Origin of the sequence: Streptomyces luteolifulvus, from assembly GCF_008806595.1 — a bacterium.
Taxonomy (GTDB): Bacteria; Actinomycetota; Actinomycetes; order Streptomycetales; family Streptomycetaceae; genus Streptomyces; species Streptomyces luteolifulvus.
Genome location: NZ_VZRB01000001.1, coordinates 393956 through 418764, shown reverse-complemented (window position 1 = coordinate 418764; position 24809 = coordinate 393956). Strand labels below are relative to the sequence as shown.

Sequence of the window (24809 nt, the reverse complement as noted above, 5' to 3'; positions counted from 1 at the left end):
GACAGCTCGGGGCTTACAGCCCCGCAGCCTTGCGCAGCGCGTCCACGCGGTCCGTGCGCTCCCAGGTGAACTCGGGAAGCTCACGGCCGAAGTGGCCGTACGCGGCGGTCTGGGCGTAGATCGGACGCAGCAGGTCGAGGTCGCGGATGATGGCGGCCGGACGCAGGTCGAAGACCTGCTCGATCGCCTGCTCGATCCGCTCGGCCTCGATCTTGGCGGTGCCGAAGGTCTCGACGAACAGGCCGACCGGCTCGGCCTTGCCGATGGCGTAGGCGACCTGGACCTCGCAGCGGGAGGCCAGACCCGCGGCGACGACGTTCTTGGCGACCCAGCGCATCGCGTACGCCGCCGAGCGGTCCACCTTGGACGGGTCCTTGCCGGAGAAGGCGCCGCCGCCGTGGCGGGCCATGCCGCCGTAGGTGTCGATGATGATCTTGCGGCCGGTGAGGCCGGCGTCGCCCATCGGGCCGCCGATCTCGAAGCGGCCGGTCGGGTTCACCAGCAGGCGGTAGCCCTCGGTGTCGAGCTTGATGCCCTCGTCGAGGAGCGCCTTCAGCTCCGCCTCGACGACGAACTCGCGGATGTCGGGCGCCAGCAGCGACTCGAGGTCGATGTCGCTCGCGTGCTGGGAGGAGACGACGACCGTGTCCAGACGGACCGCCTTGTCGCCGTCGTACTCGATGGTGACCTGCGTCTTGCCGTCCGGGCGCAGGTAGGGGATCGTGCCGTTCTTGCGGACCTCGGACAGGCGATTCGACAGGCGGTGCGCCAGGAAGATCGGCAGCGGCATCAGCGTCGGCGTCTCGTCCGTCGCGTAGCCGAACATCAGGCCCTGATCGCCTGCGCCCTGGCGGTCCAGCTCGTCCTCGTCGCCCTCGACACGGTTCTCGTACGCCGTGTCGACACCCTGGGCGATGTCCGGGGACTGCGCGCCGATGGACACCGAGACGCCGCAGGAGGCCCCGTCGAAGCCCTTCTTGGAGGAGTCGTAGCCGATCTCGAGGATCTTGTTGCGGACCAGGGTCGCGATGTCCGCGTAGGTCTTGGTCGTGACCTCGCCGGCCACATGCACCAGGCCGGTGGTGATCAGGGTCTCGACGGCGACCCGGGAGGTCGGGTCCTCACGCAGAAGCGCGTCGAGAATGGTGTCGCTGATCTGGTCAGCGATCTTGTCGGGGTGACCCTCGGTCACGGACTCCGAGGTGAACAGGCGACGGGACACAACGCTCCCTGGGGTTGCAGCGGCTGCTGGCTGATCATTGGCGGACGGCCGGGGGCTGCGCCCGGCGTCGTCCGAGAACAGTTTATCGGTCGCACCCGGCCACCGGCCCCCGTGTCTCGCCTCTCGGGAGCCCTGTGACCTGCGGCACGGGCATTCTGCCCAATCGCGGGCGGCGTTGGCCAGGGCCGCCACGCCCCAATGTGGGTGGTTCCAGCGCGCCCCGAGGTGAAGGCAAGCTTCACACCAGGCGTTCGGCCACCAGGTCCCACACGGTTTCGGCCAGGGCTTCCTTCGGGCCGTACGGGACGATCGTCTCGCTTCCGTCGGCGCCCAGCACCACGGCCTCGTTCTCCTCCGACCCGAAGGTCTTGCGCTCCCCCACCTCGTTGACGACGAGCAGGTCGCAGCCCTTGCGCCGGAGCTTGGACAGGCCGTTGGCCAGCACGTCGTCCGTCTCCGCGGCGAAGCCGACGATCACCTGTCCGGGGCGGGCGCGGTCGGCCGAGATCTCCGCGAGGACGTCCGGATTGCGTACGAGGACGACGGGCTCGGGGTCCTGGCCGTCCTTCTTCTTGATCTTTCCGGCGGCGTACGTCTCCGGGCGGAAGTCGGCGACCGCCGCGGCCATGACGACCGCGTCGGCGTCGGCGGCCGCCTTCAGCACCGCCTCGCGCAGCTGCACCGCCGTGCCGACCGGGACGACATCCACTCCCGCCGGGTCCGGCAGTCCGGTGTTCGCCGAGATCAGCGTGACGCGGGCGCCGCGCGCGGCGGCGGTGCGGGCGAGGGCGTAGCCCTGTTTGCCCGAGGAGCGGTTGCCGAGGAAGCGGACCGGGTCGAGGGGTTCGCGGGTGCCTCCGGCGCTGACGACGACGTGCCGCCCCGTGAGGTCCGGTCCGGCCACCCCGCGGGCCAGCACACGGCGACAGACCTCGAAGATCTCGGCGGGGTCGGGCAGCCGGCCCTTGCCCGTGTCGACCCCGGTGAGCCGGCCCACGGCCGGCTCGATCACGACGGCTCCCCGGCGGCGCAGCGTCGCCACGTTCTCCTGGGTGGCCGGGTGCTCCCACATCTCGGTGTGCATGGCGGGGGCGAAGACAACGGGACAACGGGCGGTGAGCAGGGTGTTGGTGAGCAGATCGTCGGCGAGGCCGTGGGCGGCCCTGGCGAGCGTGTCCGCGGTGGCCGGGGCGACGACCACCAGGTCGGCGTGCTGGCCGATGCGGACGTGCGGGACCTCGTGGACGTCGTCCCAGACCTCGGTGGAGACGGGGTTGCCGGAGAGCGCGGACCAGGTGGCGGCGCCGACGAAGTGCAGGGCGGAGGCCGTGGGGACGACACGGACGTCGTGGCCCGACTCCGTGAGTCTGCGCAGCAGCTCACAGGCCTTGTAGGCGGCGATGCCGCCGCTGACCCCCAGAACGACCTTCGGCTTGTCCACCGTCTCTCCCCGGACTAGGAAACGTACAACCCCCATGACACACCACGGGCCCGGCAGTCGCGCTGCCGGGCCTGTGGAAAACCAAACTGCAAGCAGAAAAAACTACTGCGCCGGACCCTCGATGGCCTCGGACGTCAGCAGCCCCGCGTTGATCTCGCGAAGAGCGATCGAGAGCGGCTTCTCGTGGACATGGGTGTCGACGAGCGGACCGACGTACTCGAGGAGGCCCTCGCCGAGCTGCGAGTAGTACGCGTTGATCTGGCGGGCCCGCTTGGCCGCGTAGATCACGAGGCTGTACTTCGAGTCGGTGGCCTCGAGGAGCTCGTCGATCGGCGGGTTGATGATGCCCTCGGGCGCGGAGATGGAAGAGGACACGCTCTACCTTCCGATGGATGGGAAAGATTCAGTCGGCGTGATCAGACAGTCGGCGGAAGCAGACCCGTCACGATCACACAACGTCCATCAAGGCTAGCAGCTCGCGAGCCACGTCCTCGACGGAGGTGTTGACCAGGGTCGCATCGAACTCCGGCTCGGCCGCCAGCTCGACCTTGGCCGCGTCCAGACGGCGCTCGATCACCTCGGGCGGCTCGGTCCCCCGGCCGGTGAGTCTGCGCACCAGCTCCTCCCAGGAGGGAGGGGCCAGGAACACCAGCTGGGCCTCGGGCATGGACTCGCGGACCTGCCGGGCGCCCTGGAGGTCGATCTCCAGGAGAACCGGCACCCCGGTCTCCAGGTGCTCCAGTACGGCCGCACGCGGCGTGCCGTAGCGGTTGCCGGCGAATTCCGCCCACTCCAGCAGCTCGCCGTTGGCGATCAGCTTGTCCATCTCCTCGTCGGTGACGAAGAAGTAGTGGACCCCATGCCGCTCGCCGGGGCGGGGCCCCCGGGTCGTCGCCGACACCGAGAGCCAGACCTCGGAATGTTCCTTGCGCATATGGGCGACGACCGTGCTCTTACCGACCCCTGAGGGGCCGGAGAGCACGGTCAGCCGCGGACGTTCACTCATGCAGCGATTATTCCAGCAATCCCGGAGTGCCCGGGACTCCTTGCCCGGAGGACCGGGATCAGGAGCCGGTGCTGCCGAACTCACGCTCCAGGGAGGCGATCTGGTTGGAACCGAGGCCGCGCACGCGGCGGCTCTCGGAGATGCCCAGTCGCTCCATGATCTGCTTGGCGCGGACCTTGCCCACGCCCGGCAGGGACTCAAGGAGGGCGGAGACCTTCATCTTGCCGATGACGTCGTTCTCCTGGCCCTGCTTGATGACCTCGTGCAGGGAGGCGCCGGAGTGCTTGAGTCGATTCTTGACCTCGGCCCGCTCCCGGCGAGCCGCGGCGGCCTTTTCGAGCGCGGCTGCGCGCTGTTCAGGGGTAAGGGGCGGAAGAGCCACGCCTACGTCACCTCGGATGTTGAACTGTCGGATACGGACCGGTGAGGAACCTAGTCGCCCCACACCTGGGGAGCCACGAGCAACACGCTGCCCGTTCTCCCCCACTGCCTTGAGGGCGTGGGAGGTGCCCTCACTCGTCGGAGACTAGCGGCCAAGTCCGCCAGAGTCAGCGAGAACAGCGGAAAAGTCCTGGTCAGCCTCCGTCAGGACGGACATTTCAGACATACTGCCCTGGATTTGAGGATGTATCCAGACTCAAGTAGGCCCCGAATCACTCATCGGCGGACTCCGGCGGGCACCCAGGACGGCTCAGGCGGCTGCCACGGCGGCCCGGATCTCCTCCGCGAAGCGCTCAGCGGCCCTGCGCAGCGCTCCTACGTCGGGACCGTGCCGCAGCACCCCCCGGCTGACGTTCGGGACGACATTGCGCACCGCCGTACCGAAGACCCCGGGAAGATCGGCCGGGGTCGCCCCCTGGGCGCCGATGCCGGGCGCGAGAAGCGGCCCGTTGATGTCCAGGTCGTAGGACGACAGGTCGCCGAGCGTGGCGCCGACGACCGCACCGAAGGAGCCCATGGGCTCCTCCCCCAGGTTTTCGGCGGCCAGGTGGGCCAGCATCGTCGCGCCCACGGTCCGGCCGTCCGCGCGGACCGCGTGCTGGACCTCCCCGCCCTCCGGGTTGGAGGTCAGCGCGAGGACGAACAGGCCGGCGCCGCTCTCCCGCGCGAGGGCGACGGCGGGAGACAGCGATCCGTAGCCGAGGTACGGCGAGACGGTGAGGGCGTCCGAGAACAGCGGGGAGTCCTTGTGCAGGAAGGACTCGGCGTACGCGGCCATCGTCGAGCCGATGTCGCCCCGCTTGGCGTCCATCACGACCAGCGCACCGGCCGCCCGCGCCTCCTCGACCGACTTCTCCAGGACGGCGACCCCGCGCGACCCGAACCGCTCGAAGAAGGCGCTCTGCGGCTTCAGGACGGCGATCCGGTCGGCCATCGCCTCGACGACGGTGCGGCTGAACCGCTCCAGCCCCGCGATGTCGTCCTTCAGGCCCCACTCGGCGAGCAGGGAGGCATGCGGATCGATCCCGACGCACAGCGGGCCGCGCTCGTCCATGGCCCGGCGCAGACGCGCGCCGAAGGGTTCCAGATGCGTCATGCCGTCTTCCTTACGTCGGCGCCGACCGCGTCGGCAAGCGTGGCGTACGGGCTCGTGCGGAGGCGGGCGGCGAGCCCCTTGTGCAGGGCGCGGTTCCAGAAGGGCCCCTCGTAGATGAAGGCGCTGTACCCCTGTACCAGCGTGGCGCCCGCCAGGATGCGCTGCCAGGCGTCCTCCGCGTTCTCGACGCCGCCGACGCCCACGAGGGTGATCCGGTCGCCCACGCGCGCGTAGAGGCGGCGCAGCACCTCCAGGGAGCGCGCCTTGAGGGGGGCGCCGGACAGTCCGCCGGCCTCCTTGACCAGGGAGGGTTTGGATTCCAGACCGAGTCCGTCGCGCGCGATGGTGGTGTTCGTGGCGATGATCCCGTCCAGGCCCAGCTCGACGGCCAGGTCGGCGACGGCATCGACGTCCTCGTCCGCGAGGTCCGGGGCGATCTTCACCAGGAGCGGGACGCGGCGCGTCCCGACCGTACGGTCGGCGGCCTCGCGCACCGCGGTCAGCAGCGGGCGCAGCGCCTCGGTCGCCTGGAGGTTGCGCAGTCCGGGCGTATTCGGGGAGGAGACATTCACGACCAGGTAGTCGGCGTACGGCGCCAGCCGCTCGGCCGACTTCACATAGTCGGCCACGGCCTCCGCCTCCGGTACGACCTTGGTCTTGCCGATGTTGACGCCGACCACGGTCCGGAACACGGGAGTACGGGAGGCCAGGCGGGCGGCCACGGCCAGGGAGCCGTCGTTGTTGAAGCCCATCCGGTTGATCAGCGCCCGGTCGGCGACGAGGCGGAACAGCCGCTTCTTGGGGTTGCCCGGCTGCGGCTCCCCCGTCACCGTGCCGATCTCGACATGGTCGAAGCCGAGCATCGACATGCCGTCGATGGCGACGGCGTTCTTGTCGAAGCCGGCGGCGAGCCCGAAGGGCCCGTGCATGCGCAGCCCGAACGCCTCGGTGCGCAGTTCTTTGTAGCGGGGCGCGAGCGCGGCCGCGACGAACGTACGCAGCACCGGGACGCGGGCGGCGAGCCGGATCCAGCGGAAGGCGAGGTGGTGCGCCCGCTCGGGATCCATCCGCTTGAAGACGAGGGTGAAGAAGAACTTGTACATGGTGTCCTCACGAAGACGGGGTGTCCTCACGAAGAGGGGGACACCGTTTCCGATGTCCCCCTCAGGGCTGCTAGTCGCGGGCCGCGGTCAGGTGTTCCGCGTGTTCCTGCAGTGAACGCACGCCTACGTCACCGTGGTTGAGGGCGTCGATGCCCTGGACGGCGGCGGCGAGTGCCTGGACAGTGGTCAGGCAGGGCACGGAGCGGGCGACGGCGGCCGTGCGGATCTCGTAGCCGTCGAGGCGGCCGCCGGTGCCGTAGGGGGTGTTGACGATGAGGTCGACCTCGCCGTCGTGGATGAGCTGCACGATGGTCCGCTCGCCGTTCGGGCCGGTGCCCTCGGACTGCTTGCGCACGACCGCCGCGTTGATGCCGTTGCGCTTGAGGACCTCGGCCGTGCCGGAGGTGGCCAGCAGTTCGAAGCCGTGGGCGACCAGCTCACGCGCCGGGAAGATCATCGAGCGCTTGTCGCGGTTGGCGACCGAGATGAAGGCCCGGCCCTTGGTGGGCAGCGGGCCGTAGGCGCCGGCCTGGGACTTGGCGTACGCCGTGCCGAAGACCGAGTCGATGCCCATGACCTCGCCGGTGGAACGCATCTCCGGGCCGAGCACGGTGTCGACGCCGCGCCCGTGGATGTCGCGGAACCGCGACCACGGCATCACGGCCTCCTTGACGGAGATCGGCGCGTCCAGCGGCAGCGTGCCGCCGTCCCCGTTCGCCGGCAGCAGGCCCTCCGCGCGCAGCTCGGCGATGGTCGCGCCCAGGGAGATCCGGGCGGCTGCCTTCGCCAGAGGCACCGCGGTGGCCTTGGAGGTGAAGGGGACGGTGCGCGAGGCACGCGGGTTGGCCTCCAGCACGTAGAGGATGTCCCCGGCCATCGCGAACTGGATGTTGATCAGACCGCGGACCCCGACACCCTTCGCGATGGCCTCGGTCGAGGCCCGCAGGCGCTTGATGTCGAAGCCGCCCAGCGTGATCGGGGGCAGGGCGCAGGCCGAGTCGCCGGAGTGGATGCCGGCCTCCTCGATGTGTTCCATCACGCCGCCGAGGTAGAGCTCGGTGCCGTCGTAGAGGGCGTCGACGTCGATCTCGATGGCGTCGTCGAGGAAGCGGTCCACCAGGACCGGCCGCGAGGGGCTGATCTCGGTGGACTCGGCGATGTACGAGGACAGCCGGGCCTCGTCGTAGACGATCTCCATGCCGCGCCCGCCGAGCACGTACGACGGCCGGACCAGAACCGGGTAGCCGATCTCGTCGGCGATGGCCTTGGCGGCGGCGAAGGTGGTGGCGGTGCCGTGCTTGGGGGCGGGCAGACCCGCCTCGGCCAGCACCCGGCCGAAGGCGCCGCGGTCCTCGGCCGCATGGATCGCCTCCGGGGAGGTGCCCACGATCGGCACCCCGTTGTCCTTCAGCGCCTGCGCCAGACCCAGCGGGGTCTGCCCGCCCAGCTGCACCACCACCCCGGCGACCGGGCCCGCCTGCCGCTCGGCGTGGACGATCTCCAGCACGTCCTCCAGGGTCAGCGGCTCGAAGTACAGCCGGTCGGAGGTGTCGTAGTCCGTCGACACGGTCTCCGGGTTGCAGTTGACCATCACCGTCTCGAAGCCGGCGTCGCTCAGCGCGAAGGAGGCGTGCACGCAGGAGTAGTCGAACTCGATGCCCTGGCCGATGCGGTTCGGGCCGGAGCCCAGGATGATGACGGCGGGCTTCTCGCGTGACGCGACCTCGGTCTCCTCGTCGTAGGAGGAGTAGAAGTACGGCGTATTCGCCGCGAACTCGGCGGCGCAGGTGTCGACCGTCTTGTAGACCGGGCGGATGCCCAGGGCGTGCCGCACCTCGCGGACCACGTCCTCGCGCAGCCCGCGGATCGCGCCGATCTGCTGGTCGGAGAACCCGTGCCGCTTGGCCTCGGCCAGCAGCTCGGTGTCCAGAAGGTCGGCTGCGGCCAGCTCGTCCGCGATCTCCTTGATCAGGAAGAGCTGGTCCACGAACCACGGGTCGATCTTCGTCGCTTCGAAGACCTCCTCGGGCGTGGCGCCCGCGCGGATGGCCTGCATCACGGAGTTGATCCGGCCGTCGGTCGGGCGGACGGCGTCACGCAGGAGTTCGGCCTTGTCGCCGGGCTCGCCCACGAACGTGAACTGCGAGCCCTTCTTCTCCAGCGACCTGAGAGCCTTCTGCAGCGCCTCGGTGAAGTTCCGGCCGATCGCCATCGCCTCGCCGACCGACTTCATGGTCGTCGTCAGCGTGGAGTCGGCCTGCGGGAACTTCTCGAAGGCGAATCGGGGAGCCTTGACGACGACGTAGTCGAGGGTCGGCTCGAAGGAGGCCGGGGTCTGCTCGGTGATGTCGTTCGGGATCTCGTCGAGGGTGTAGCCGACGGCGAGCTTGGCCGCGATCTTGGCGATCGGGAAACCGGTCGCCTTCGACGCCAGCGCCGAGGAGCGCGACACGCGCGGGTTCATCTCGATGACGATCACCCGGCCGTCGTCCGGGTTGACCGCGAACTGGATGTTGCAGCCGCCGGTGTCCACCCCGACCTCGCGGATCACCGCGATGCCGATGTCGCGCAGGATCTGGTACTCCCGGTCGGTCAGCGTCATCGCCGGCGCCACCGTGATCGAGTCGCCGGTGTGCACGCCCATCGGGTCGAAGTTCTCGATGGAGCAGACGACCACGACGTTGTCGTGCTTGTCGCGCATCAGCTCCAGCTCGTACTCCTTCCAGCCGAGGATGGACTCCTCCAGGAGCACCTCGGTGGTCGGCGACAGGGTCAGCCCCTGCCCGGCGATCCGCCGCAGCTCGTCCTCGTCGTGCGCGAACCCGGAACCCGCCCCGCCCATCGTGAAGGAGGGGCGGACGACGACCGGGTAGCCGCCGAGGGTCTCGACGCCCGCGAGCACGTCGTCCATCGAGTGGCAGATCACCGAGCGGGCGGACTCGCCGTGCCCGGTCTTCGCGCGGACCGCCTCGACGACCTCCTTGAAGAGGTCGCGGTCCTCGCCCTTGTTGATCGCCTCGACGTTGGCGCCGATCAGCTCGACCCCGTGCTTGGCCAGCACGCCGTTCTCGTGCAGCGAGATCGCCGTGTTCAGGGCCGTCTGCCCGCCCAGGGTGGGCAGCAGCGCATCCGGCCGCTCCTTGGCGATGATCTTCTCGACGAACTCCGGGGTGATCGGCTCGACATAGGTCGCGTCGGCGATCTCCGGGTCGGTCATGATCGTGGCCGGGTTGGAGTTGACCAGGATCACCCGCAGGCCCTCGGCCCTCAGCACCCGGCACGCCTGGGTGCCGGAGTAGTCGAACTCGGCGGCCTGGCCGATGACGATCGGGCCGGAGCCGATGACCAGGACGGACTGGATATCGGTGCGCTTAGGCACGCTGGCCCTCCATCAGGACAGTGTTCATCAAAGATGTGAAGCGGTCGAACAGGTAGGCGGCGTCGTGCGGGCCCGCTGCCGCTTCGGGGTGGTACTGGACGCTGAAGGCCGGCCGGTCGAGGAGCTGGAGCCCCTCCACCACGTTGTCGTTGAGGCAGACGTGGGAGACCTCGGCGCGGCCGTAGGGGGTCTCGGAGACCTTGTCGAGCGGGGCGTCGACGGCGAAGCCGTGGTTGTGCGCGGTGACCTCGACCTTGCCGGTCGTACGGTCCTGCACCGGCTGGTTGATGCCGCGGTGGCCGTACTTCAGCTTGTAGGTGCCGAAGCCGAGGGCGCGGCCGAGGATCTGGTTGCCGAAGCAGATGCCGAACAGTGGCGTGCCGCGCTCCAGCACCGCCTGCATCACGGAGACCGGGTGATCGGCTGTGGCCGGGTCGCCCGGACCGTTGGAGAAGAACACGCCGTCGGGCTGCACCGCGTACACGTCCTCGACGCTCGCGGTGGCCGGCAGCACATGCACCTCGATGCCGCGCTCGGCCATGCGGTGCGGGGTCATGCCCTTGATACCGAGGTCGACGGCGGCGACGGTGAACTTCTTCTCGCCGATGGCCGGAACGACGTAGGGCTCCTTGGTGGCGACCTCCGCCGACAGGTCGGCGCCCTTCATCTCGGGGGCCTGGCGCACCTCGGCGAGCATGGTGCCCTCGTCGGGCAGCGCGTTGCCGGAGAAGATGCCGACGCGCATGGCGCCGCGCTCGCGCAGGTGCCGGGTCAGCGCACGGGTGTCGATCCCGCTGATACCGACGACGCCCTGGTGGCGCAGCTCCTCGTCCAGCGACCGCTTGGCGCGCCAGTTGGAGGGCACGCGCGCGGGGTCGCGCACCACGTATCCGGACACCCAGATCCGCTGCGACTCGGGGTCGTCGTCGTTGACGCCGGTGTTGCCGACGTGCGGGGCGGTCATCACGACGACCTGGCGGTGGTACGACGGGTCGGTGAGGGTCTCCTGGTAGCCGGTCATGCCCGTCGAGAACACGGCCTCGCCGAAGGTCACCCCCACGGCCCCGTAGGCACGGCCGTGGAAGATCCGGCCGTCCTCCAGGACGAGTACCGCGGGAACCTTCGAGGCTCCCCTTGTGGAGGTCGTCATCGTGCGCCTTCCGTTTCCGTCTTGTTGATCATGGAGTTGATGGCGTCGGCCCACGCGTGGTGCTCGGCCGCGCGGTCGGAGCGGAACCCGGAGTCGATCAGCCTCTCGCCGTGCTCCCAGGTCACGACGAGGAGGCCGCCCTCGGTCAGGACCTTGCCGGCGATGCCCTTGTCGAGCCGGGCCTCGCGCAGCGCGGCGGCGGGCACGAAGAAGTCGGTCGCGCCGGGGCGTACGACATCCAGTCCCGCGCCGGTCAGCGTGAGCTCGACGCGGCTGCGGGTGCCGAGGCCGTGCGCCACGATGCGGTCCAGCCACTGACCGGCGGTGGTGGAGCCGTGGTAGCGGCCGCTCATGCTCAGTTTCACCGGGCCGGTGTTCTCCGGCGCGGTGGGCAGCTCGGGCAGGTCGCCCTGGAGCGTGCCGCGCCACTTCCAGCCCTCGCGCATCAGCCAGTACACGAGCGCGACGAAGAGGGCGAGTCCGACGAGCCAGCCGATACGGCCGGCCCAGTCGGTGACCTGAGCCGATTCCTTCTCGGCGGCCAGCAGGAGTACAGGTGTCACGTGAGCTTCCCGTCGACGAGCGTGGCCTTGCCCCGGAGCCAAGTGTGGGTGACCCGGCCCGGCAGCTCGCGGCCCGCGTACGGGGTGTTGCGGCTGCGCGAGGCGAAGCCCGCGGGGTCCACCGACCCACGGTATGCCGTGTCGACGAGGGTGAGGTTGGCGGGCTCACCTGCCGAGACGGGACGGCCGTGGCCCTTCGCCCCGCCGATCCGCGCGGGCGTGAAGGACATGCGGTCGGCGACACCCGCCCAGTCGAGCAGTCCGGTGTCGACCATCGTCTCCTGGACCACCGACAGCGCGGTCTCCAGCCCGACCATGCCCATGGCGGCCGCGGCCCACTCGCAGTCCTTGTCCTCGTGCGGGTGCGGGGCGTGGTCGGTGGCGACGATGTCGATCGTGCCGTCGGCGAGCGCCTCGCGCAGGGCGAGCACATCACGCTCGGTGCGCAGCGGCGGGTTGACCTTGTAGACCGGGTTGTACGTCCGCACCAGCTCGTCGGTGAGCAGGAGGTGATGCGGGGTGACCTCGGCGGTGACGTCGATGCCGCGGGACTTGGCCCAGCGCACGATCTCGACGGAGCCGGCGGTCGACAGGTGGCAGATGTGGACGCGGGAGCCGACGTGCTCGGCGAGCAGCACGTCCCGGGCGATGATCGACTCCTCGGCCACCGCGGGCCAGCCCCCGAGCCCCAGCTCGGCGGAGACGATGCCCTCGTTCATCTGGGCGCCCTCGGTCAGCCGCGGCTCCTGCGCGTGCTGGGCGACGACACCGCCGAAGGCCTTCACGTACTCCAGCGCCCGCCGCATGATCACCGCGTCGTCGACGCACTTGCCGTCGTCGGAGAAGACGGTGACTCCGGCCGCCGACTCGTGCATGGCGCCCAGCTCGGCGAGCTTCCTGCCCTCCAGGCCGACGGTGACGGCACCGATCGGCTGCACATCGCAGTAGCCGTGCTGCTGGCCGAGCCGGTAGACCTGCTCGACGACACCGGCGGTGTCGGCGACCGGGAAGGTGTTGGCCATGGCGAAGACGGCCGTGTAGCCGCCGGAGGCGGCCGCGCGCGTGCCGGTGAGGACGGTCTCGGAGTCCTCGCGGCCGGGCTCGCGCAGATGGGTGTGCAGATCGACCAGGCCCGGCAGGAGCAGCTTGCCGCCGGCCTCGACGACCTCGGCGCCCTCGGCGGACAGACCGGCGCCCACCTCGGCGATGGTGGTGCCGTCGATCAGGACGTCCTGCGGCTCGCCGCCGAGCACCTTCGCACCGCGGATCAGGATCTTGCTCATCTGTCTTACTTCTCCTCGGTACGGGTGTGGGCGACGGCCGGCTCGTTTCCACCGAGCAGCAGATACAGGACGGCCATCCGGATGGAGACTCCGTTTGCGACCTGCTCGACGACGGTGCAGCGCTCGGAGTCGGCGACCTCGGCGGTGATCTCCATGCCGCGGACCATCGGGCCGGGGTGCATCACGATGGCGTGCTCGGGCATCTTCGCCATGCGGTCGCCGTCGAGGCCGTAGCGCCGCGAGTACTCGCGCTCGGTCGGGAAGAACGCCGCGTTCATCCGCTCGCGCTGGACCCGCAGCATCATCACCGCGTCGGTCTTCGGCAGCGTGCTGTCGAGGTCGTACGACACCTCGCACGGCCAGGTCTCGACGCCGACCGGCACCAGGGTCGGCGGCGCGACGAGGGTGACCTCGGCGCCGAGGGTGTGCAGCAGGTCGACGTTGGAGCGCGCGACCCGGCTGTGCAGGACGTCGCCGACGATCGTGATGCGCCTGCCCGCGAGGTCCTGCCCTATGCCGGCGTCGCGTCCGACCAGCCGGCGGCGCATTGTGAAGGCGTCGAGCAGGGCCTGCGTGGGGTGCTGGTGGGTGCCGTCGCCGGCGTTGATGACGGCGGCGTCGATCCAGCCGGAGTTGGCGAGCCGGTAGGGGGCTCCGGAGGCGCCGTGCCGGATGACGACGGCGTCGACGCCCATGGCCTCCAGGGTCTGGGCCGTGTCCTTGAGGGACTCGCCCTTGGACACGCTCGAACCCTTGGCGGAGAAGTTGATGACATCCGCGGAGAGCCGCTTCTCGGCGGCTTCGAAGGAGATCCGGGTGCGGGTCGAGTCCTCGAAGAAGAGGTTGACGACGGTGCGGCCGCGCAGGGTCGGCAGTTTCTTGATCGGCCGGTCGGCGACCCGGGCCATCTCCTCGGCGGTGTCGAGGATCAGGACGGCGTCGTCACGGGTGAGGTCGGCGGCCGAGATGAGATGACGCTGCATCTTTCAGGCTCCGTAAGGCAGTTCGTGTTCGGGAGATTCCGGGCAGGCGCAGGCGTGCCGATGCGGCGTACGACAGCGTCGTACGCGATCCGTCTGCTACTGGGTCGGCTTCACACCGAGCAGCACGGTGTCGCGACCGTCCTCCTCGGCGAGCTGGACCTTGACCGTCTCCCGCAGCGACGTGGGGAGGTTCTTGCCGACGTAGTCGGCGCGGATGGGCAGTTCGCGGTGGCCGCGGTCGACGAGGACCGCGAGCTGCACCGCGCGGGGCCGGCCGATGTCGCCCAGGGCGTCGAGGGCGGCGCGGATGGTGCGGCCGGAGAAGAGCACGTCGTCGACGAGGACGACCAGTCTGCCGTCGACGCCGTCACCGGGGATCTCGGTGCGGGCCAGCGCACGCGGCGGCTGCATGCGCAGGTCGTCGCGGTACATGGTGATGTCGAGGGAGCCGACCGGGATCTTGCGGTCGGTGATCTGCTCGAGCTTGGCGGCGAGCCGCTGGGCGAGGAAGACGCCCCGGGTCGGAATGCCGAGGAGCACCACGTCGTCGGCGCCCTTGGCGCGCTCGACGATCTCGTGGGCGATGCGGGTCAGCACGCGCGCGATGTCGGGGCCTTCGAGAACGGGCCGCGCATCGGAGTGCTGCGTGTCCTGCTTGTCCATACGAAACGGACCTCCTTCTCCGCCTCACGGGACGGACCTTAAAGGACGTCGAAATTGCGCCACCAACGGTAGCAGGTCCGGGCGAGAGCCCTGATCACCCCCTTGGCGTAATCGGCCACCACCGGTCACGGAAGCGTCGGTGCGGACCATTCGGCTTGACGCAGCAGAGTAACGCTGCGTAACCTCACAGTGAGTTACCAGCCGCGCGGCCTGGCCGCGTTCGCACAGTGTCCGGGGAGCTATATGTCCAGCGAATACGCCAAACAGCTCGGGGCCAAGCTCCGGGCCATCCGCACCCAGCAGGGCCTTTCCCTTCACGGTGTCGAGGAGAAGTCCCAGGGACGCTGGAAGGCGGTCGTGGTCGGGTCGTACGAGCGCGGTGACCGCGCCGTGACCGTACAGCGCCTTGCCGAACTGGCGGATTTCTACGGTGTCCCCGTGCAGGAGCTGCTTCCGGGCACCACGCCGGGCGGGGCCGCCGAGCCTCCGCCGAAGCTGGTCCTGGACCTGGAGCGGCTGGCCCATGTGCCGGCCGAGAAGGCCGGTCCCCTCCAGCGGTACGCGGCGACGATCCAGTCCCAGCGCGGTGACTACAACGGCAAGGTGCTGTCGATCCGCCAGGACGACCTGCGCACACTCGCCGTCATCTACGACCAGTCGCCGTCGGTCCTCACCGAGCAGCTGATCAGCTGGGGCGTGCTGGATGCGGACGCCCGCCGCGCGGTCTCCCACGAGGAGGGCTGACCGACACAGCAGAAACGTGCCGCCGGGGTGGCCGGAACTTCACGGTTCCGGCCATCCCGGCGGCTTTCTGCGGCCTTCCCGGGCCTCGGAGGTACAGGAACGCCCGAGGGCCCGCAGCAGTCACGCTGCGGGCCCTCGGGCGTTTCGTGCCTCTGGCGTCTTGTTATGCCTCGTCCCGGCGCAGCGAGGGCTTCAGGTCCTTCAGACGGCCGAGCAGGCCGTTGACGAACGAGGGCGACTCGTCCGTGGAGAACTCCTTCGCCAGCTGCACCATCTCGTCGAGCACGACGGCGTCCGGGGTCTCGTCCGCCCAGATCAGCTCGTAGGCACCCAGCCGCAGGATGTTGCGGTCGACGACCGGCATCCGGTCGAGCGTCCAGCCGACCGAGTACTGCGCGATCAGCTCGTCGATGCGCCTCGCGTGCTGCGCGTAGCCCTCGACCAGCTGCATCGTGTACTCGCTCACCGGCGGCTGCCGGGTGTCGGTCCGGGAGAGCCGGATCCAGTCCGCGAGGACCGTCAGGACGTCGGCGCCGCGCTGGTCGCCCTCGAAGAGGATCTGGAAGGCGCGCTTGCGGGCCGTGTTGCGGGCAGCCACGGTTAGCTGTTCACCCGGCCGAGGTAGTCGCTGGTGCGGGTGTCGACCTTGATCTTCTCACCGGTGGTGATGAACAGCGGAACCTGGATCTGGTGGCCGGTCTCCAGGGTGGCGGGCTTGGTGCCGCCCGTGGAGCGGTCGCCCTGGACGCCCGGCTCGGTCTCGGCGATCGTCAGCTCGACCGCGGCCGGGAGCTCGACGAAGAGCACCTCGCCCTCGTGCTGCGCGACGGTGGCCGTGAAGCCCTCGATGAGGAAGTTGGCGGCGTCCGCGACCGTCTTGCGGTCGATGTGCAGCTGGTCGTAGGTCTGCATGTCCATGAAGACGAAGTAGTCGCCGTCCATGTACGAGAACTGCATGTCGCGCTTGTCGACAGTGGCCGTCTCGACCTTGACACCGGCGTTGAACGTCTTGTCGACGACCTTGCCGGAGAGCACGTTCTTGAGCTTGGTGCGCACGAAGGCCGGGCCCTTGCCGGGCTTGACGTGCTGGAACTCGACGACGGACCACAGCTGGCCGCCATCGAGCTTGAGCACCATGCCGTTCTTGAGGTCGTTCGTGGAAGCCACGGTTGCGGAATCTCCTGGACTGACGTGGACGACCCCGGCGCACGCACCTTCCTAGAGGGCGAGCAGCTCCTTGGTCGTGATGGTGAGTAGCTCCGGTCCGCCGTCCGCCTCTGGGCGGACGACGAGCGTGTCATCGATCCGGACACCGCCCCGGCCCGGGAGGTGGACCCCCGGTTCGACGGTGACCGGCACGCAAGCGTCCAGTTTACCCATGGCCGACGGGGCCAGTTGCGGGTCCTCATCGATTTCGAGTCCGACGCCGTGCCCCGTCAGGGCCGGAAGGCCCTCCGTGTGCCCCGCTGAATCCAGCACCTGACGTGCGGCTCGGTCCACGTCGCGGTAGGCGGCGCCGGGGGCCAGCGACTCCCGTCCGGCCCGCTGGGCTGCGAAGACGAGGTCGTACAGCTCGATCTGCCAGTCCGCCGGGGACGTGCCGATGACGAAGGTGCGACCGATCTCGCAGCGGTAGCCGCGGTAGGTCGCGCCGAGGCAGACGGAGAGGAAGTCGCCCTCCTCGACGCGGCGGTCGGTGGGCCGGTGGCCGCGCCGTCCGGCGTTCGGGCCGGTGGCGACGGAGGTCGCGAAGGCGGGGCCGTCGGCGCCGTGGTCCACGAGCCGCCGCTCCAGTTCCAGGGCGAGGTGCCGCTCGGTACGGCCGACGAGGATGGACTCGAGCAGTTCCCCGAGCGCCTGGTCGGCGATCTCGGCGCCGATGCGCAGGCAGGAGATCTCCTCCTCGTCCTTGACGACCCTGAGCTGCTCGACCGCGCCGCCCAGGTCGGACAGGCGCAGCCGGGGCACCACCGAGCGGATGGCGCGATGCCGGGCCACCGTGAGGTGGTGCTCCTCGACGGCGAGGGAGTCGGCGCGCTGGCCCTCGGCGAGATCGGCGGCGGCGACGGCGGGGTCGCCGCCGAGTGAGGGCAGCGCCTGGACCCGCAGCGCCTCGTCGAGGCGGCCCTGGCTCGGGCGGTCGTCGGGCGGGCCGGTGCACACCAGCAGGTCCTCGTGCTTGCCGAGCAGCAGGACGGCGCCCTGCGGGGCCGCTCCCGCGAGGTAGCGCACGTTGGCGGGGCGGGTCACGAGCGCGGCGGCGCTGCCGCTTGCGTTGCAGCGTTCCCTCAGCCTTGTTCGGCGGGTCCTGTACACCTCTGACATGACTTGAGCGTAGGAGTCGTGGCTGGATATCGCCGGTTGAGAGGGCCGAGTGGGTTTTCGGGGGGCGGCTCTTGACGCGAGGTGCGGCGTTTTCTGGCTGCCGGCCGGTGGGGGATTGGTCGCGCAGTCTCCGCGCCCGGGTTGGCCCAGTCCCCTGCCGGGTTGGCCCAGTCCCCTGCGATCACCACTGGGGTGGGCTTGCCATCGACCTTGCCAGGACGTCGTCCAGGAGCTGGGCCGTCTGAGGAATGTCCAGCTGGGAGTTGTCGATGATCGGGAGTCCCGAGCCGTACCAGCCGGCCATGCGGCCGTGGATGCGGGCGACCTCCTCGTCGGTGAGACGGCGGTTGCCGGAGCGTTCGGCGTTGCGCTCCAGGACGATCTCCAGGCCCGGCAGCAGGACGACCGGCAGCAGGCCCGGGCCCACATGTCGCTTCCAGCCGCCCAGGCCGACGACCGGACGGTCCGGGAAGACCGCGTCGTCGAGGATGCACGAGATGCCGTTGGCGAGAAAGTTGCGCGCGGCGAAGCCGCATGTGCGACGGGCGAGGCGGTACTGCGCCTCGGAGTGGTCGTTCCACCCCGACTGCGGGTCGGCGAAGCCCGAGCGGACCCATTCACGGACGTCGTCGAGGCTGATGTGCGCGGTGGGGACCCGGCGATGGTCCGCCCAGTACTTGGCGACGCTCGTCTTCCCTGCGCCCGCGGGCCCTATGAGCAGCACCGCGAGGGTCGTGCCGGCCGGGTCCGGGGCCACGGCCGTGGCGGGCGGGACGCTGGGCATGGCCACCGGGCCACCGGGCGGCAGCGGCACATGGCCGGTGGTGTCGGGAGCGGGCGGCGGCTGGGTGTGCTGCGGCCCGGGCGGAGGGGGCGCGTGGTGCGGGACGGGCGGCACCGGGCCGCCGGGGGCCTGGGTGAAGCCGGGTGCCGGGGTGAAGCCGGGGGCGGGCGGCGGTGGCACGGGGTCGGAACCCTGGTGCGGGCCCGGGTGATGCTGACCCGGGTGCTGTGCGGCCGGCGACCAGCCGGCGGCCGGTCCGTGCCCCGGCTGGTGGGGCGGCGGCAGCGGAGAATCCACTGCGTCCTGCATCCGGTGCCACTCCGTCTCGTTCATGTCGGGCTCGGTTCACCTCCGGCGCACCGCTCACCGCAGGCGATCGGCGCAGGCAGTGGGGTACGAACCCCGCTCCGCACCGAACGGTACCGCCCCCGGTCGTCATTTGGTGAACGGCCGGGGGCGGCCCGAAGTGCCCATTCCCACATGACATTTCGGACGGATGACGCTCGGGCGGACTTACTCGCCCACTTCGCCGTAGGCGGCGAGCAGCACGGCCGGGTCGGGTCCCTCCAGCACGGTGGGCTTGGCCAGGCCGTCCAGGACGATGAAGCGGAGCAGGTCGCCGCGGGACTTCTTGTCGACCCTCATGTTCTCCAGCAGCTTGGGCCACTGGTCGTGACGGTAGTGCAGCGGCAGCCCCACCGACTCCAGGATCGTGCGGTGGCGGTCGGCCGTGGCATCGTCCAACCGGCCCGCGAGGCGCCCGAGTTCGGCCGCGAAGTGCATGCCGACGGAAACCGCCGCGCCGTGGCGCCACTTGTAGCGCTCGTTCTTCTCGATGGCGTGGCCGAGGGTGTGCCCGTAATTGAGGATCTCCCTGAGGCCGGACTCCTTGAGGTCGGACGAGACGACCTCGGCCTTGACCCGGATGGAACGCTCGATGAGCTCGGCGGTGTGCGGTCCCGCGGGGGTGCGGGCGGCCTCGGGGTCGGACTCGATGAGGTCCAGGATCGCCGGGTCTGCGATGAAGCCTGCCTTGATGATCTCGGCCAGTCCGGAGACGTAGTCGTTGACGGGCAGGGAGTCCAGCGCGGCAAGATCGCAGAGCACTCCGGCCGGCGGGTGGAAGGCTCCGACGAGGTTCTTGCCTTCCGCGGTGTTGATGCCGGTCTTTCCGCCGACGGCCGCGTCCACCATGGCGAGGACCGTGGTCGGAATGGCGATCCAGCGCACTCCACGCAGCCAGGTCGCGGCCACGAAGCCGGCGAGGTCCGTGGTGGCGCCGCCACCGACGCCGACGATGACGTCACTGCGGGTGAACCCCGACTGCCCTAGCGCCTTCCAGCAGTAGGCGGCGACCTCCGCGGTCTTGGCCTCCTCCGCGTTGGGCACCTGGATGGCGACGGCCTCGTAACCCTGCCCGGCCAGGTCGGTGCGCAGCGCGTCGCCCGTCCCGGCGAGCGCCTCGGGGTGGATCACGGCGACCCGCTTGGCCCTGTCGCCGATCAACCCGGCGAGTTCACCGAGGAGTTGACGGCCCACCAGGACCTCGTACGGCTCGCTCCCTGCCGTGCCGCCGACCTGGATTCTTGTCATCTGGCTGGGCATGACGTCCTCCGGCCGGGGGCCCGAGGGTTGTCCCCCGGGAAACGCTGTCCTCAACTCCAGTGCGTCCAGGGCTGCTTGGGCGACCTCTTCCGGCGTGCGGCCGTCCGTGGGCACCACGGCGGTGGCGACCTCCTCGTACAAGTGCCGCCGCGCCTCCATCAGTTCGCGCCACTGCTTGCGCGGGTTGACGGCGAGCAGCGGGCGGGCCACGTTCAGGCCGGTGCGCTTGACCGCCTCCTCGACGTCCATCGAGAGGTAGACGACCCGCTGCCCGCCGAGCAGCGCCCGGGTGTCTTCGTCGAGGATCGCGCCGCCACCGAGCGCGAGGACGCCGTCGTGTTCCGTGAGCGCCCTGTGCACCGCCTGCTTCTCGATCGCGCGGAAGACCGGCTCGCCCTCGTCGACGAAGATCTCGGCGATGGTGCGGCCCTGCCCGGCCTCGATGTCGTCGTCGGTGTCCCGGTGGCCGACGCCGAGCCGCTCGGCCAGCAGCTGTCCGACCGTGGACTTGCCGACGCCCATCGGTCCGACCAGGACGACCAGCGGCCCGCTCATCGGATCTGCAGGTTGTCGAGGTACGACGTGACGTTGCGGTGGGTCTCGGCCACGCTGTCGCCGCCGAACTTCTCCGCGACGGCGTCGGCGAGGACGAGCGCGACCATCGCCTCCGCGACGATGCCGGCCGCCGGGACCGCACACACGTCGGAGCGCTGGTGGTGCGCCGCCGCCTGCTCACCCGTGACCACGTCCACGGTCTTCAGGGCCCGGGGCACGGTGGCGATGGGCTTCATCGCGGCGCGCACCCGCAGCAGCTCACCGGTGGACAGTCCGCCCTCGGTGCCGCCGGAGCGGCCCGACGTCCGCTTGATGCCCTGGTCGGTGGCCACGATCTCGTCGTGCGCCTTCGAGCCCGGCACCCGCGCCAGGTCGAAGCCGTCGCCGAGCTCCACGCCCTTGATCGCCTGGATGCCCATCAGCGCACCCGCGAGCCGGGCGTCCAGCTTGCGGTCCCAGTGCACATGCGAGCCGAGGCCCACCGGCACGCCGTAGGCCAGGATCTCGACCACGCCGCCGAGGGTGTCGCCGTCCTTGTGGGCCTGGTCGATCTCCGCGACCATCGCCTTCGACGCGTCGGCGTCCAGGCAGCGCACCGGGTCGGCGTCCAGCTTCTCGACATCGGCGGGGGTCGGGTAGACGCCGTAGGGCGCCTTCGCGGCGGCCAGTTCGACGACGTGCGAGACGATCTCGATGCCGGCCGTCTCCTTCAGGTAGGACCGGGCCACCGCGCCGAGTGCCACGCGGGCCGCCGTCTCACGGGCGGAGGCGCGCTCCAGGATCGGCCGGGCCTCGTCGAAGCCGTACTTCTGCATGCCCGCGAGGTCCGCGTGACCGGGACGCGGCCGGGTCAGCGGGGCGTTGCGGGCGAGGCTCGCCAGGATCTCCGGGTCGACCGGGTCGGCGGCCATGACCTGTTCCCACTTCGGCCACTCGGTGTTTCCCACCATGACCGCGACCGGGGAGCCGAGGGTGAGGCCGTGCCGGACGCCGCCGAGGAAGGTGACCTCGTCCCGCTCGAACTTCATCCGCGCACCGCGCCCATAGCCCAGCCGCCGCCTCGCCAGGTGGTCCGCCACCATCTCCGTGGTGATCGGCACGCCGGCGGGAAGTCCCTCCAGCGTCGCCACGAGTGCGGGACCGTGGGACTCCCCCGCGGTCAGCCAGCGCAACCTGCTCAACGGTGCTCCTCAGTCCTCGCGCCCCGGTACTGCCTGCGTACACGCTTCCTCGCGTACGGCGACGGCGCGGCCGGGTGCGCGGCCCTGGCCCGCCACCCCCGATCCTCCCACGTCCGGGTCCCGAATCCGGTGCCGGTCCAGCAGCCGGACGGAACGCGGGACGGCGAGGCGGCGGAAAAGGCGGGCCGTGATCAGTGCGCCCGGCGGTCGGCGAGCGCGTGCTCGCCTGCCTTTCGCATGGCGTCCAGCGGGGCCGGGATGCGGCCCGTCATCCGCTCGACCTGGAGGACCGCCTGGTGCACGAGGAGGTCGAGGCCGCTGACCACGGCCCCGCCGTACGCGGACCAGCGGGCGGCGAGCTCGGTCGGCCACGGGTCGTAGAGCACGTCGAAGAGGGTGGCGGGCCGTTCGGGCACGGCCGAGCCCAGCGCGTCGGTCGTACCGGCCGGGGTGGTGGCGACGACCAGCGGGAAACGCAGCGCCTCGGCCGCGTCCGCCCAGTCGGCCGTACGGATCTCCACATCGAGCCGCTCGCCCCACTGCCGCATCTCGGCGGCGCGGGCCTCGCTGCGCACGTAGGCGACGACCTCGCCGGTGCAGATCCGGGCCAGCGCGGCCAGCGCGGAGGAGGCGGTGGCGCCGGCGCCGAGGATCGCCGCGGTGCCGACCTGCTCGATGCCGCGTTCGCGCAGGGCGGCGACCATGCCGGGGATGTCGGTGTTGTCGCCCACGCGGCGGCCGTCCTCGGTGAACACGACCGTGTTGACCGCCTCGACGGAGGCCGCCGTCTCGCTGATCTGGTCGAGCAGGGGGATGACGGCCCGCTTGAGCGGCATGGTCAGCGACAGCCCCGCCCACTCGGGCCCGAGCTGCTCGAAGAACCCGGGCAGCGCCGCCTCGTCGATCTCGAACCGGTCGTACGACCAGTCTCTGAGCCCCAGTTCCGCATAGGCCGCGCGGTGCAGCACCGGCGAGAGGGAGTGCGCGATGGGCGAGCCGAGCACGGCGGCCCGGCGGGGAGCTGTCATCTGTCCTAGTTCCTCGACGCGTTCCACTCGTTGACCAGCTTCTGGTGCTCCTTGAGCGTCTTCGTGAACTTGCTGGTCTTCCCGTCCATCGAGATGAAGTAGTACCACCCGTCGTCCGTCGGGTTGAGCGCGCCCCTGAGCGCGTCCTCGCCGGGGTTGTCGATGGGGCCGGGCGGCAGACCCTTGTGGAAGTACGTGTTGTACGGGTTGTCGTACTTCCGTAGCTCGGAGATGCTCAGGTCGATCTTGCTCTGGTTCTTCACATAGTTGTACGTGGAGTCGAACTCGAGCGCGCCGTAGGTCTCCGGATTCCCGGGCTTGAGGCGGTTGTAGACGACCTCGGCCATCTTGCGGAAGTCGTCGTGACTGGTGCCCTCGGCCTGTACCAGGCTCGCGACGGTCAGAAGCTGCCAAGGGCCGTCGAGCCCGAGGCTCTTGGCCTTCTTCTCCAACCCGAGCTTTTCGTAGGTGTCGTTGGCGCGGGCGACCATGGATTTCAGGACGGCCTCGGGCTTCTGGCCCTTGGTGGCCGCGTAGCTGGACGGGTAGAGGAACCCTTCCAGCGGATCCTTGAGGTTCGCGTGGCCCAGCGCCCAGTCGGGCAGGCCGAGGCTCTTGTACTCGTTCTTCGCGAGCTTCGCCGTGGTGCCGTCCGCCACACCGAGGCGTTTGTCGATCAGTGCGTAGACGGCCGCGTTGCGCGAGCCCTCGGCGATGATCAGGTTGCTGCGGCTATTGGGGCTGAGCATCAGTTCGACCGCGCTTGCGGCCGACATCTGTTTCTGAAGCGTGTAGACGCCGTCCTGGATCGACATGCCGTCGGGGTTCGACGCCTGCGCGGACACGAACGCGCCGACGCTCTCGACGACGCCCGCCTCCTTCAGCTTCTGCCCGATCACAGAGCCGACCGCACCCTTGGGGATGACGACCGTGACCTGCTCGCCGTTTCCGTCGCCCGCGAAGTCGGGCGCCGGGCCGAAACGGTCCTGGTAGAACTGGTAGCCGAAGTAGCCGACCCCGCCGACACCGCCGGCAAGGATCACCGTGAGCACCAGACAGGCGCATCCGCCGCGTCGTTTCTTCGGCTTCTGACCACCGCGGCCCTTGCGGTTGCCGCGGTCTCCGCGGCCCTCGCGCGGGTCGTCCAGGTCGTCGTCGGCGTCGTCGTCACGACCGGAGAAGAAGGCATGCTCGCCCTGGTCGGGGCCCGGATCCCAGTCGGGCTCCGGTTCCGGTTCGGCGCGCCTGCGACCGGGCGGCTGCGGCGGCGGGTACGCGTCCGGGGTGCCGTAGTAGTCCGACTGCCGTCCGCCGTAGGCGGGGGACTGCTGCCCGTACGGGTCCGAGGGGTCGGTGTACTGGACCTGGGTGTGCGTGCCCGTGGCCCAGCCACTGTTGTCGTACGGCTGCTGCCCCTGACCTGCGTAGAACTGCTGCTGTCCGTACTGGTTCGGGTACTGCTGCTGTGCCTGGCCGTACGCGGCCTGCTGGTCACCGCCCCAGTCGCCGTACTGCTGCTGCGGCTGCTGCGGATACTGCTGCTGGCCGTCGTAGGCCGGCTGCTGGCCCGTGTGGGCCTGCTGGCCGCGCCATCCGCCGTCCCCGTACAACGGGTCCTCCGGATGCCACGGTTCGGAGCCTTGGCCCCGGCCATACTCAGTCATCTATCCCCTAGAGCCGCGAGACGGGCGGTTGCGCGGCCTGCAGGCCCGGCTTCCGTTCCGCCTCTCGTTGCGCGGCGGCTGTTCGAACACCACCGCATCGCGCGCGGAACGTTACCGTATCGCGATCAGATGACCACTTCGACGCCCTCGCCGGGTGCTTTACCTGACACTCGTTCGGATTCGAGCGCCTGCTGAAGGATGATCACAGCGGCTGCCTGGTCGACGACCGACCGGCCCTTCTTCGACTTCACCCCCGCCGCGCGCAGTCCCTGACTGGCCGTCACCGTGGTCATCCGCTCGTCCACGAGCCTGACCGGGACGGGTGCGATGCCCTTCGCGAGCTCCTGGGCGAAGCCGCGAACCTTTACGGCGGCCGGGCCCTCGCCCCCCTTGAGGGAGCGAGGGAGACCCACGACGACCTCGATCGGCTCGTACTCCTCGACGATCTGCCGGAGCCGGCGGTGCGCGGCCGGAATGTCCCGGCCCGGCACCGTTTCCACCGGAGTGGCGAGGATCCCGTCGGGGTCGCACGAGGCGACCCCGATCCGGGCGTCCCCGACATCGATCGCGAGCCGGCGTCCTCTGCGCATCGC

At 70.2% G+C, this 24809-nt stretch carries 23 protein-coding genes; 1 reads left to right on the top strand and 22 read right to left on the bottom strand.

Annotated features, from left to right (window positions below; all coding sequences use genetic code 11):
* Positions 1–13: 13 nt before the first annotated feature.
* The 13 genes from metK to pyrR all read right to left on the bottom strand — a co-directional run bounded on the left by metK (position 14) and on the right by pyrR (position 14330).
* Positions 14–1222 carry a methionine adenosyltransferase gene (gene metK, locus F7R91_RS01990; protein WP_150943731.1) on the bottom strand — a complete coding sequence of 403 codons (1209 nt, stop codon included), beginning with the start codon at positions 1220–1222 and terminating at the stop codon, positions 14–16.
* A gap of 238 nt (positions 1223–1460) precedes the next feature.
* The gene (gene coaBC / locus F7R91_RS01985; RefSeq protein ID WP_150943729.1) at positions 1461–2663 is read right to left on the bottom strand and encodes a bifunctional phosphopantothenoylcysteine decarboxylase/phosphopantothenate--cysteine ligase CoaBC; all 1203 of its coding nucleotides are present in this window, start codon (positions 2661–2663) and stop codon (positions 1461–1463) included.
* A gap of 102 nt (positions 2664–2765) precedes the next feature.
* Positions 2766–3038: a DNA-directed RNA polymerase subunit omega gene (gene rpoZ, locus F7R91_RS01980; protein WP_003977348.1), complete on the bottom strand. Its 273-nt coding sequence runs from the start codon at positions 3036–3038 to the stop codon at positions 2766–2768.
* A gap of 73 nt (positions 3039–3111) precedes the next feature.
* Positions 3112–3669, bottom strand: coding sequence for a guanylate kinase (gene gmk, locus F7R91_RS01975; RefSeq protein WP_150943727.1), 558 nt, complete (start codon positions 3667–3669; stop codon positions 3112–3114).
* Positions 3670–3727: 58 nt separating this feature from the next.
* Positions 3728–4051: an integration host factor gene (locus F7R91_RS01970; protein ID WP_003977346.1), complete on the bottom strand. Its 324-nt coding sequence runs from the start codon at positions 4049–4051 to the stop codon at positions 3728–3730.
* A 309-nt stretch (positions 4052–4360) separates the two neighbouring features.
* Positions 4361–5206, bottom strand: coding sequence for an orotidine-5'-phosphate decarboxylase (pyrF, locus tag F7R91_RS01965; RefSeq protein WP_150943726.1), 846 nt, complete (start codon positions 5204–5206; stop codon positions 4361–4363).
* Complete coding sequence (locus F7R91_RS01960) at positions 5203–6309, bottom strand: quinone-dependent dihydroorotate dehydrogenase (RefSeq protein WP_150943957.1); 1107 nt, start codon at positions 6307–6309, stop codon at positions 5203–5205. Before F7R91_RS01960 ends, pyrF begins: the two co-directional genes overlap by 4 nt.
* A 70-nt stretch (positions 6310–6379) precedes the next feature.
* The gene (carB, locus tag F7R91_RS01955) at positions 6380–9688 is read right to left on the bottom strand and encodes a carbamoyl-phosphate synthase large subunit (protein ID WP_150943724.1); all 3309 of its coding nucleotides are present in this window, start codon (positions 9686–9688) and stop codon (positions 6380–6382) included.
* Entirely contained in the window at positions 9681–10838 is a 1158-nt protein-coding gene (gene carA, locus F7R91_RS01950; protein WP_150943722.1) for a glutamine-hydrolyzing carbamoyl-phosphate synthase small subunit, read from the bottom strand. Before carA ends, carB begins: the two co-directional genes overlap by 8 nt.
* Positions 10835–11401 (bottom strand): PH-like domain-containing protein, encoded by a 567-nt coding sequence (locus F7R91_RS01945; protein WP_150943720.1) that lies wholly within the window; start codon positions 11399–11401, stop codon positions 10835–10837. Before F7R91_RS01945 ends, carA begins: the two co-directional genes overlap by 4 nt.
* A complete protein-coding gene (locus tag F7R91_RS01940) occupies positions 11398–12684 on the bottom strand; it encodes a dihydroorotase (protein WP_150943718.1) in 1287 nt (428 codons plus the stop codon). Before F7R91_RS01940 ends, F7R91_RS01945 begins: the two co-directional genes overlap by 4 nt.
* A 5-nt stretch (positions 12685–12689) precedes the next feature.
* The gene (locus tag F7R91_RS01935; RefSeq protein ID WP_150943716.1) at positions 12690–13667 is read right to left on the bottom strand and encodes an aspartate carbamoyltransferase catalytic subunit; all 978 of its coding nucleotides are present in this window, start codon (positions 13665–13667) and stop codon (positions 12690–12692) included.
* Between the two features lie 96 nt (positions 13668–13763).
* The gene (gene pyrR, locus F7R91_RS01930; RefSeq protein WP_150943714.1) at positions 13764–14330 is read right to left on the bottom strand and encodes a bifunctional pyr operon transcriptional regulator/uracil phosphoribosyltransferase PyrR; all 567 of its coding nucleotides are present in this window, start codon (positions 14328–14330) and stop codon (positions 13764–13766) included.
* 243 nt (positions 14331–14573) lie between these two features.
* Here pyrR and bldD point away from each other — a divergent pair, with 243 nt between their 5' ends.
* Entirely contained in the window at positions 14574–15074 is a 501-nt protein-coding gene (gene bldD, locus F7R91_RS01925) for a transcriptional regulator BldD (RefSeq protein ID WP_006379429.1), read from the top strand.
* Between the two features lie 163 nt (positions 15075–15237).
* Here the strand turns inward: bldD and nusB are convergent, their stop codons facing one another.
* From nusB to ruvX, 9 genes are all read right to left on the bottom strand, one after another.
* The gene (nusB, locus tag F7R91_RS01920; protein WP_150943712.1) at positions 15238–15672 is read right to left on the bottom strand and encodes a transcription antitermination factor NusB; all 435 of its coding nucleotides are present in this window, start codon (positions 15670–15672) and stop codon (positions 15238–15240) included.
* A gap of 2 nt (positions 15673–15674) precedes the next feature.
* Positions 15675–16241 (bottom strand): elongation factor P, encoded by a 567-nt coding sequence (gene efp, locus F7R91_RS01915; RefSeq protein WP_150943710.1) that lies wholly within the window; start codon positions 16239–16241, stop codon positions 15675–15677.
* 51 nt (positions 16242–16292) lie between these two features.
* Positions 16293–17399: an aminopeptidase P family protein gene (locus F7R91_RS01910; protein WP_150943707.1), complete on the bottom strand. Its 1107-nt coding sequence runs from the start codon at positions 17397–17399 to the stop codon at positions 16293–16295.
* Positions 17400–17580: 181 nt separating this feature from the next.
* The gene (locus F7R91_RS01905; protein WP_150943955.1) at positions 17581–18492 is read right to left on the bottom strand and encodes a Pro-rich N-terminal domain-containing protein; all 912 of its coding nucleotides are present in this window, start codon (positions 18490–18492) and stop codon (positions 17581–17583) included.
* A 204-nt stretch (positions 18493–18696) separates the two neighbouring features.
* Complete coding sequence (gene aroB / locus F7R91_RS01900; RefSeq protein ID WP_150943705.1) at positions 18697–20343, bottom strand: 3-dehydroquinate synthase; 1647 nt, start codon at positions 20341–20343, stop codon at positions 18697–18699.
* The gene (gene aroC, locus F7R91_RS01895) at positions 20340–21524 is read right to left on the bottom strand and encodes a chorismate synthase (RefSeq protein WP_150943703.1); all 1185 of its coding nucleotides are present in this window, start codon (positions 21522–21524) and stop codon (positions 20340–20342) included. Before aroC ends, aroB begins: the two co-directional genes overlap by 4 nt.
* A gap of 191 nt (positions 21525–21715) precedes the next feature.
* A complete protein-coding gene (locus tag F7R91_RS01890; protein WP_150943701.1) occupies positions 21716–22552 on the bottom strand; it encodes a shikimate dehydrogenase in 837 nt (278 codons plus the stop codon).
* A gap of 5 nt (positions 22553–22557) precedes the next feature.
* The gene (gene mltG / locus F7R91_RS01885) at positions 22558–24216 is read right to left on the bottom strand and encodes an endolytic transglycosylase MltG (protein ID WP_150943699.1); all 1659 of its coding nucleotides are present in this window, start codon (positions 24214–24216) and stop codon (positions 22558–22560) included.
* Between the two features lie 125 nt (positions 24217–24341).
* Positions 24342–24806 (bottom strand): Holliday junction resolvase RuvX, encoded by a 465-nt coding sequence (gene ruvX / locus F7R91_RS01880; RefSeq protein WP_150943697.1) that lies wholly within the window; start codon positions 24804–24806, stop codon positions 24342–24344.
* Positions 24807–24809 lie beyond the last annotated feature (3 nt).

Excerpts from the sequence above, each read along its gene's own strand:
- aroB (WP_150943705.1), bottom strand. The coding sequence starts at position 20,343 with ATGAGCGGGCCGCTGGTCGTCCTGGTCGGACCGATGGGCGTCGGCAAG.
- pyrR (WP_150943714.1), bottom strand. The coding sequence starts at position 14,330 with ATGGACAAGCAGGACACGCAGCACTCCGATGCGCGGCCCGTTCTCGAA.
- F7R91_RS01905 (WP_150943955.1), bottom strand. The coding sequence starts at position 18,492 with ATGCAGGACGCAGTGGATTCTCCGCTGCCGCCGCCCCACCAGCCGGGG.
- carA (WP_150943722.1), bottom strand. The coding sequence starts at position 10,838 with ATGACGACCTCCACAAGGGGAGCCTCGAAGGTTCCCGCGGTACTCGTC.
- F7R91_RS01910 (WP_150943707.1), bottom strand. The coding sequence starts at position 17,399 with ATGTCAGAGGTGTACAGGACCCGCCGAACAAGGCTGAGGGAACGCTGC.
- F7R91_RS01890 (WP_150943701.1), bottom strand. The coding sequence starts at position 22,552 with ATGACAGCTCCCCGCCGGGCCGCCGTGCTCGGCTCGCCCATCGCGCAC.
- bldD (WP_006379429.1), top strand. The coding sequence starts at position 14,574 with ATGTCCAGCGAATACGCCAAACAGCTCGGGGCCAAGCTCCGGGCCATC.
- gmk (WP_150943727.1), bottom strand. The coding sequence starts at position 3,669 with ATGAGTGAACGTCCGCGGCTGACCGTGCTCTCCGGCCCCTCAGGGGTC.
- F7R91_RS01940 (WP_150943718.1), bottom strand. The coding sequence starts at position 12,684 with ATGAGCAAGATCCTGATCCGCGGTGCGAAGGTGCTCGGCGGCGAGCCG.
- mltG (WP_150943699.1), bottom strand. The coding sequence starts at position 24,216 with ATGACTGAGTATGGCCGGGGCCAAGGCTCCGAACCGTGGCATCCGGAG.
- pyrF (WP_150943726.1), bottom strand. The coding sequence starts at position 5,206 with ATGACGCATCTGGAACCCTTCGGCGCGCGTCTGCGCCGGGCCATGGAC.
- F7R91_RS01935 (WP_150943716.1), bottom strand. The coding sequence starts at position 13,667 with ATGCAGCGTCATCTCATCTCGGCCGCCGACCTCACCCGTGACGACGCC.
- ruvX (WP_150943697.1), bottom strand. The coding sequence starts at position 24,806 with ATGCGCAGAGGACGCCGGCTCGCGATCGATGTCGGGGACGCCCGGATC.
- F7R91_RS01960 (WP_150943957.1), bottom strand. The coding sequence starts at position 6,309 with ATGTACAAGTTCTTCTTCACCCTCGTCTTCAAGCGGATGGATCCCGAG.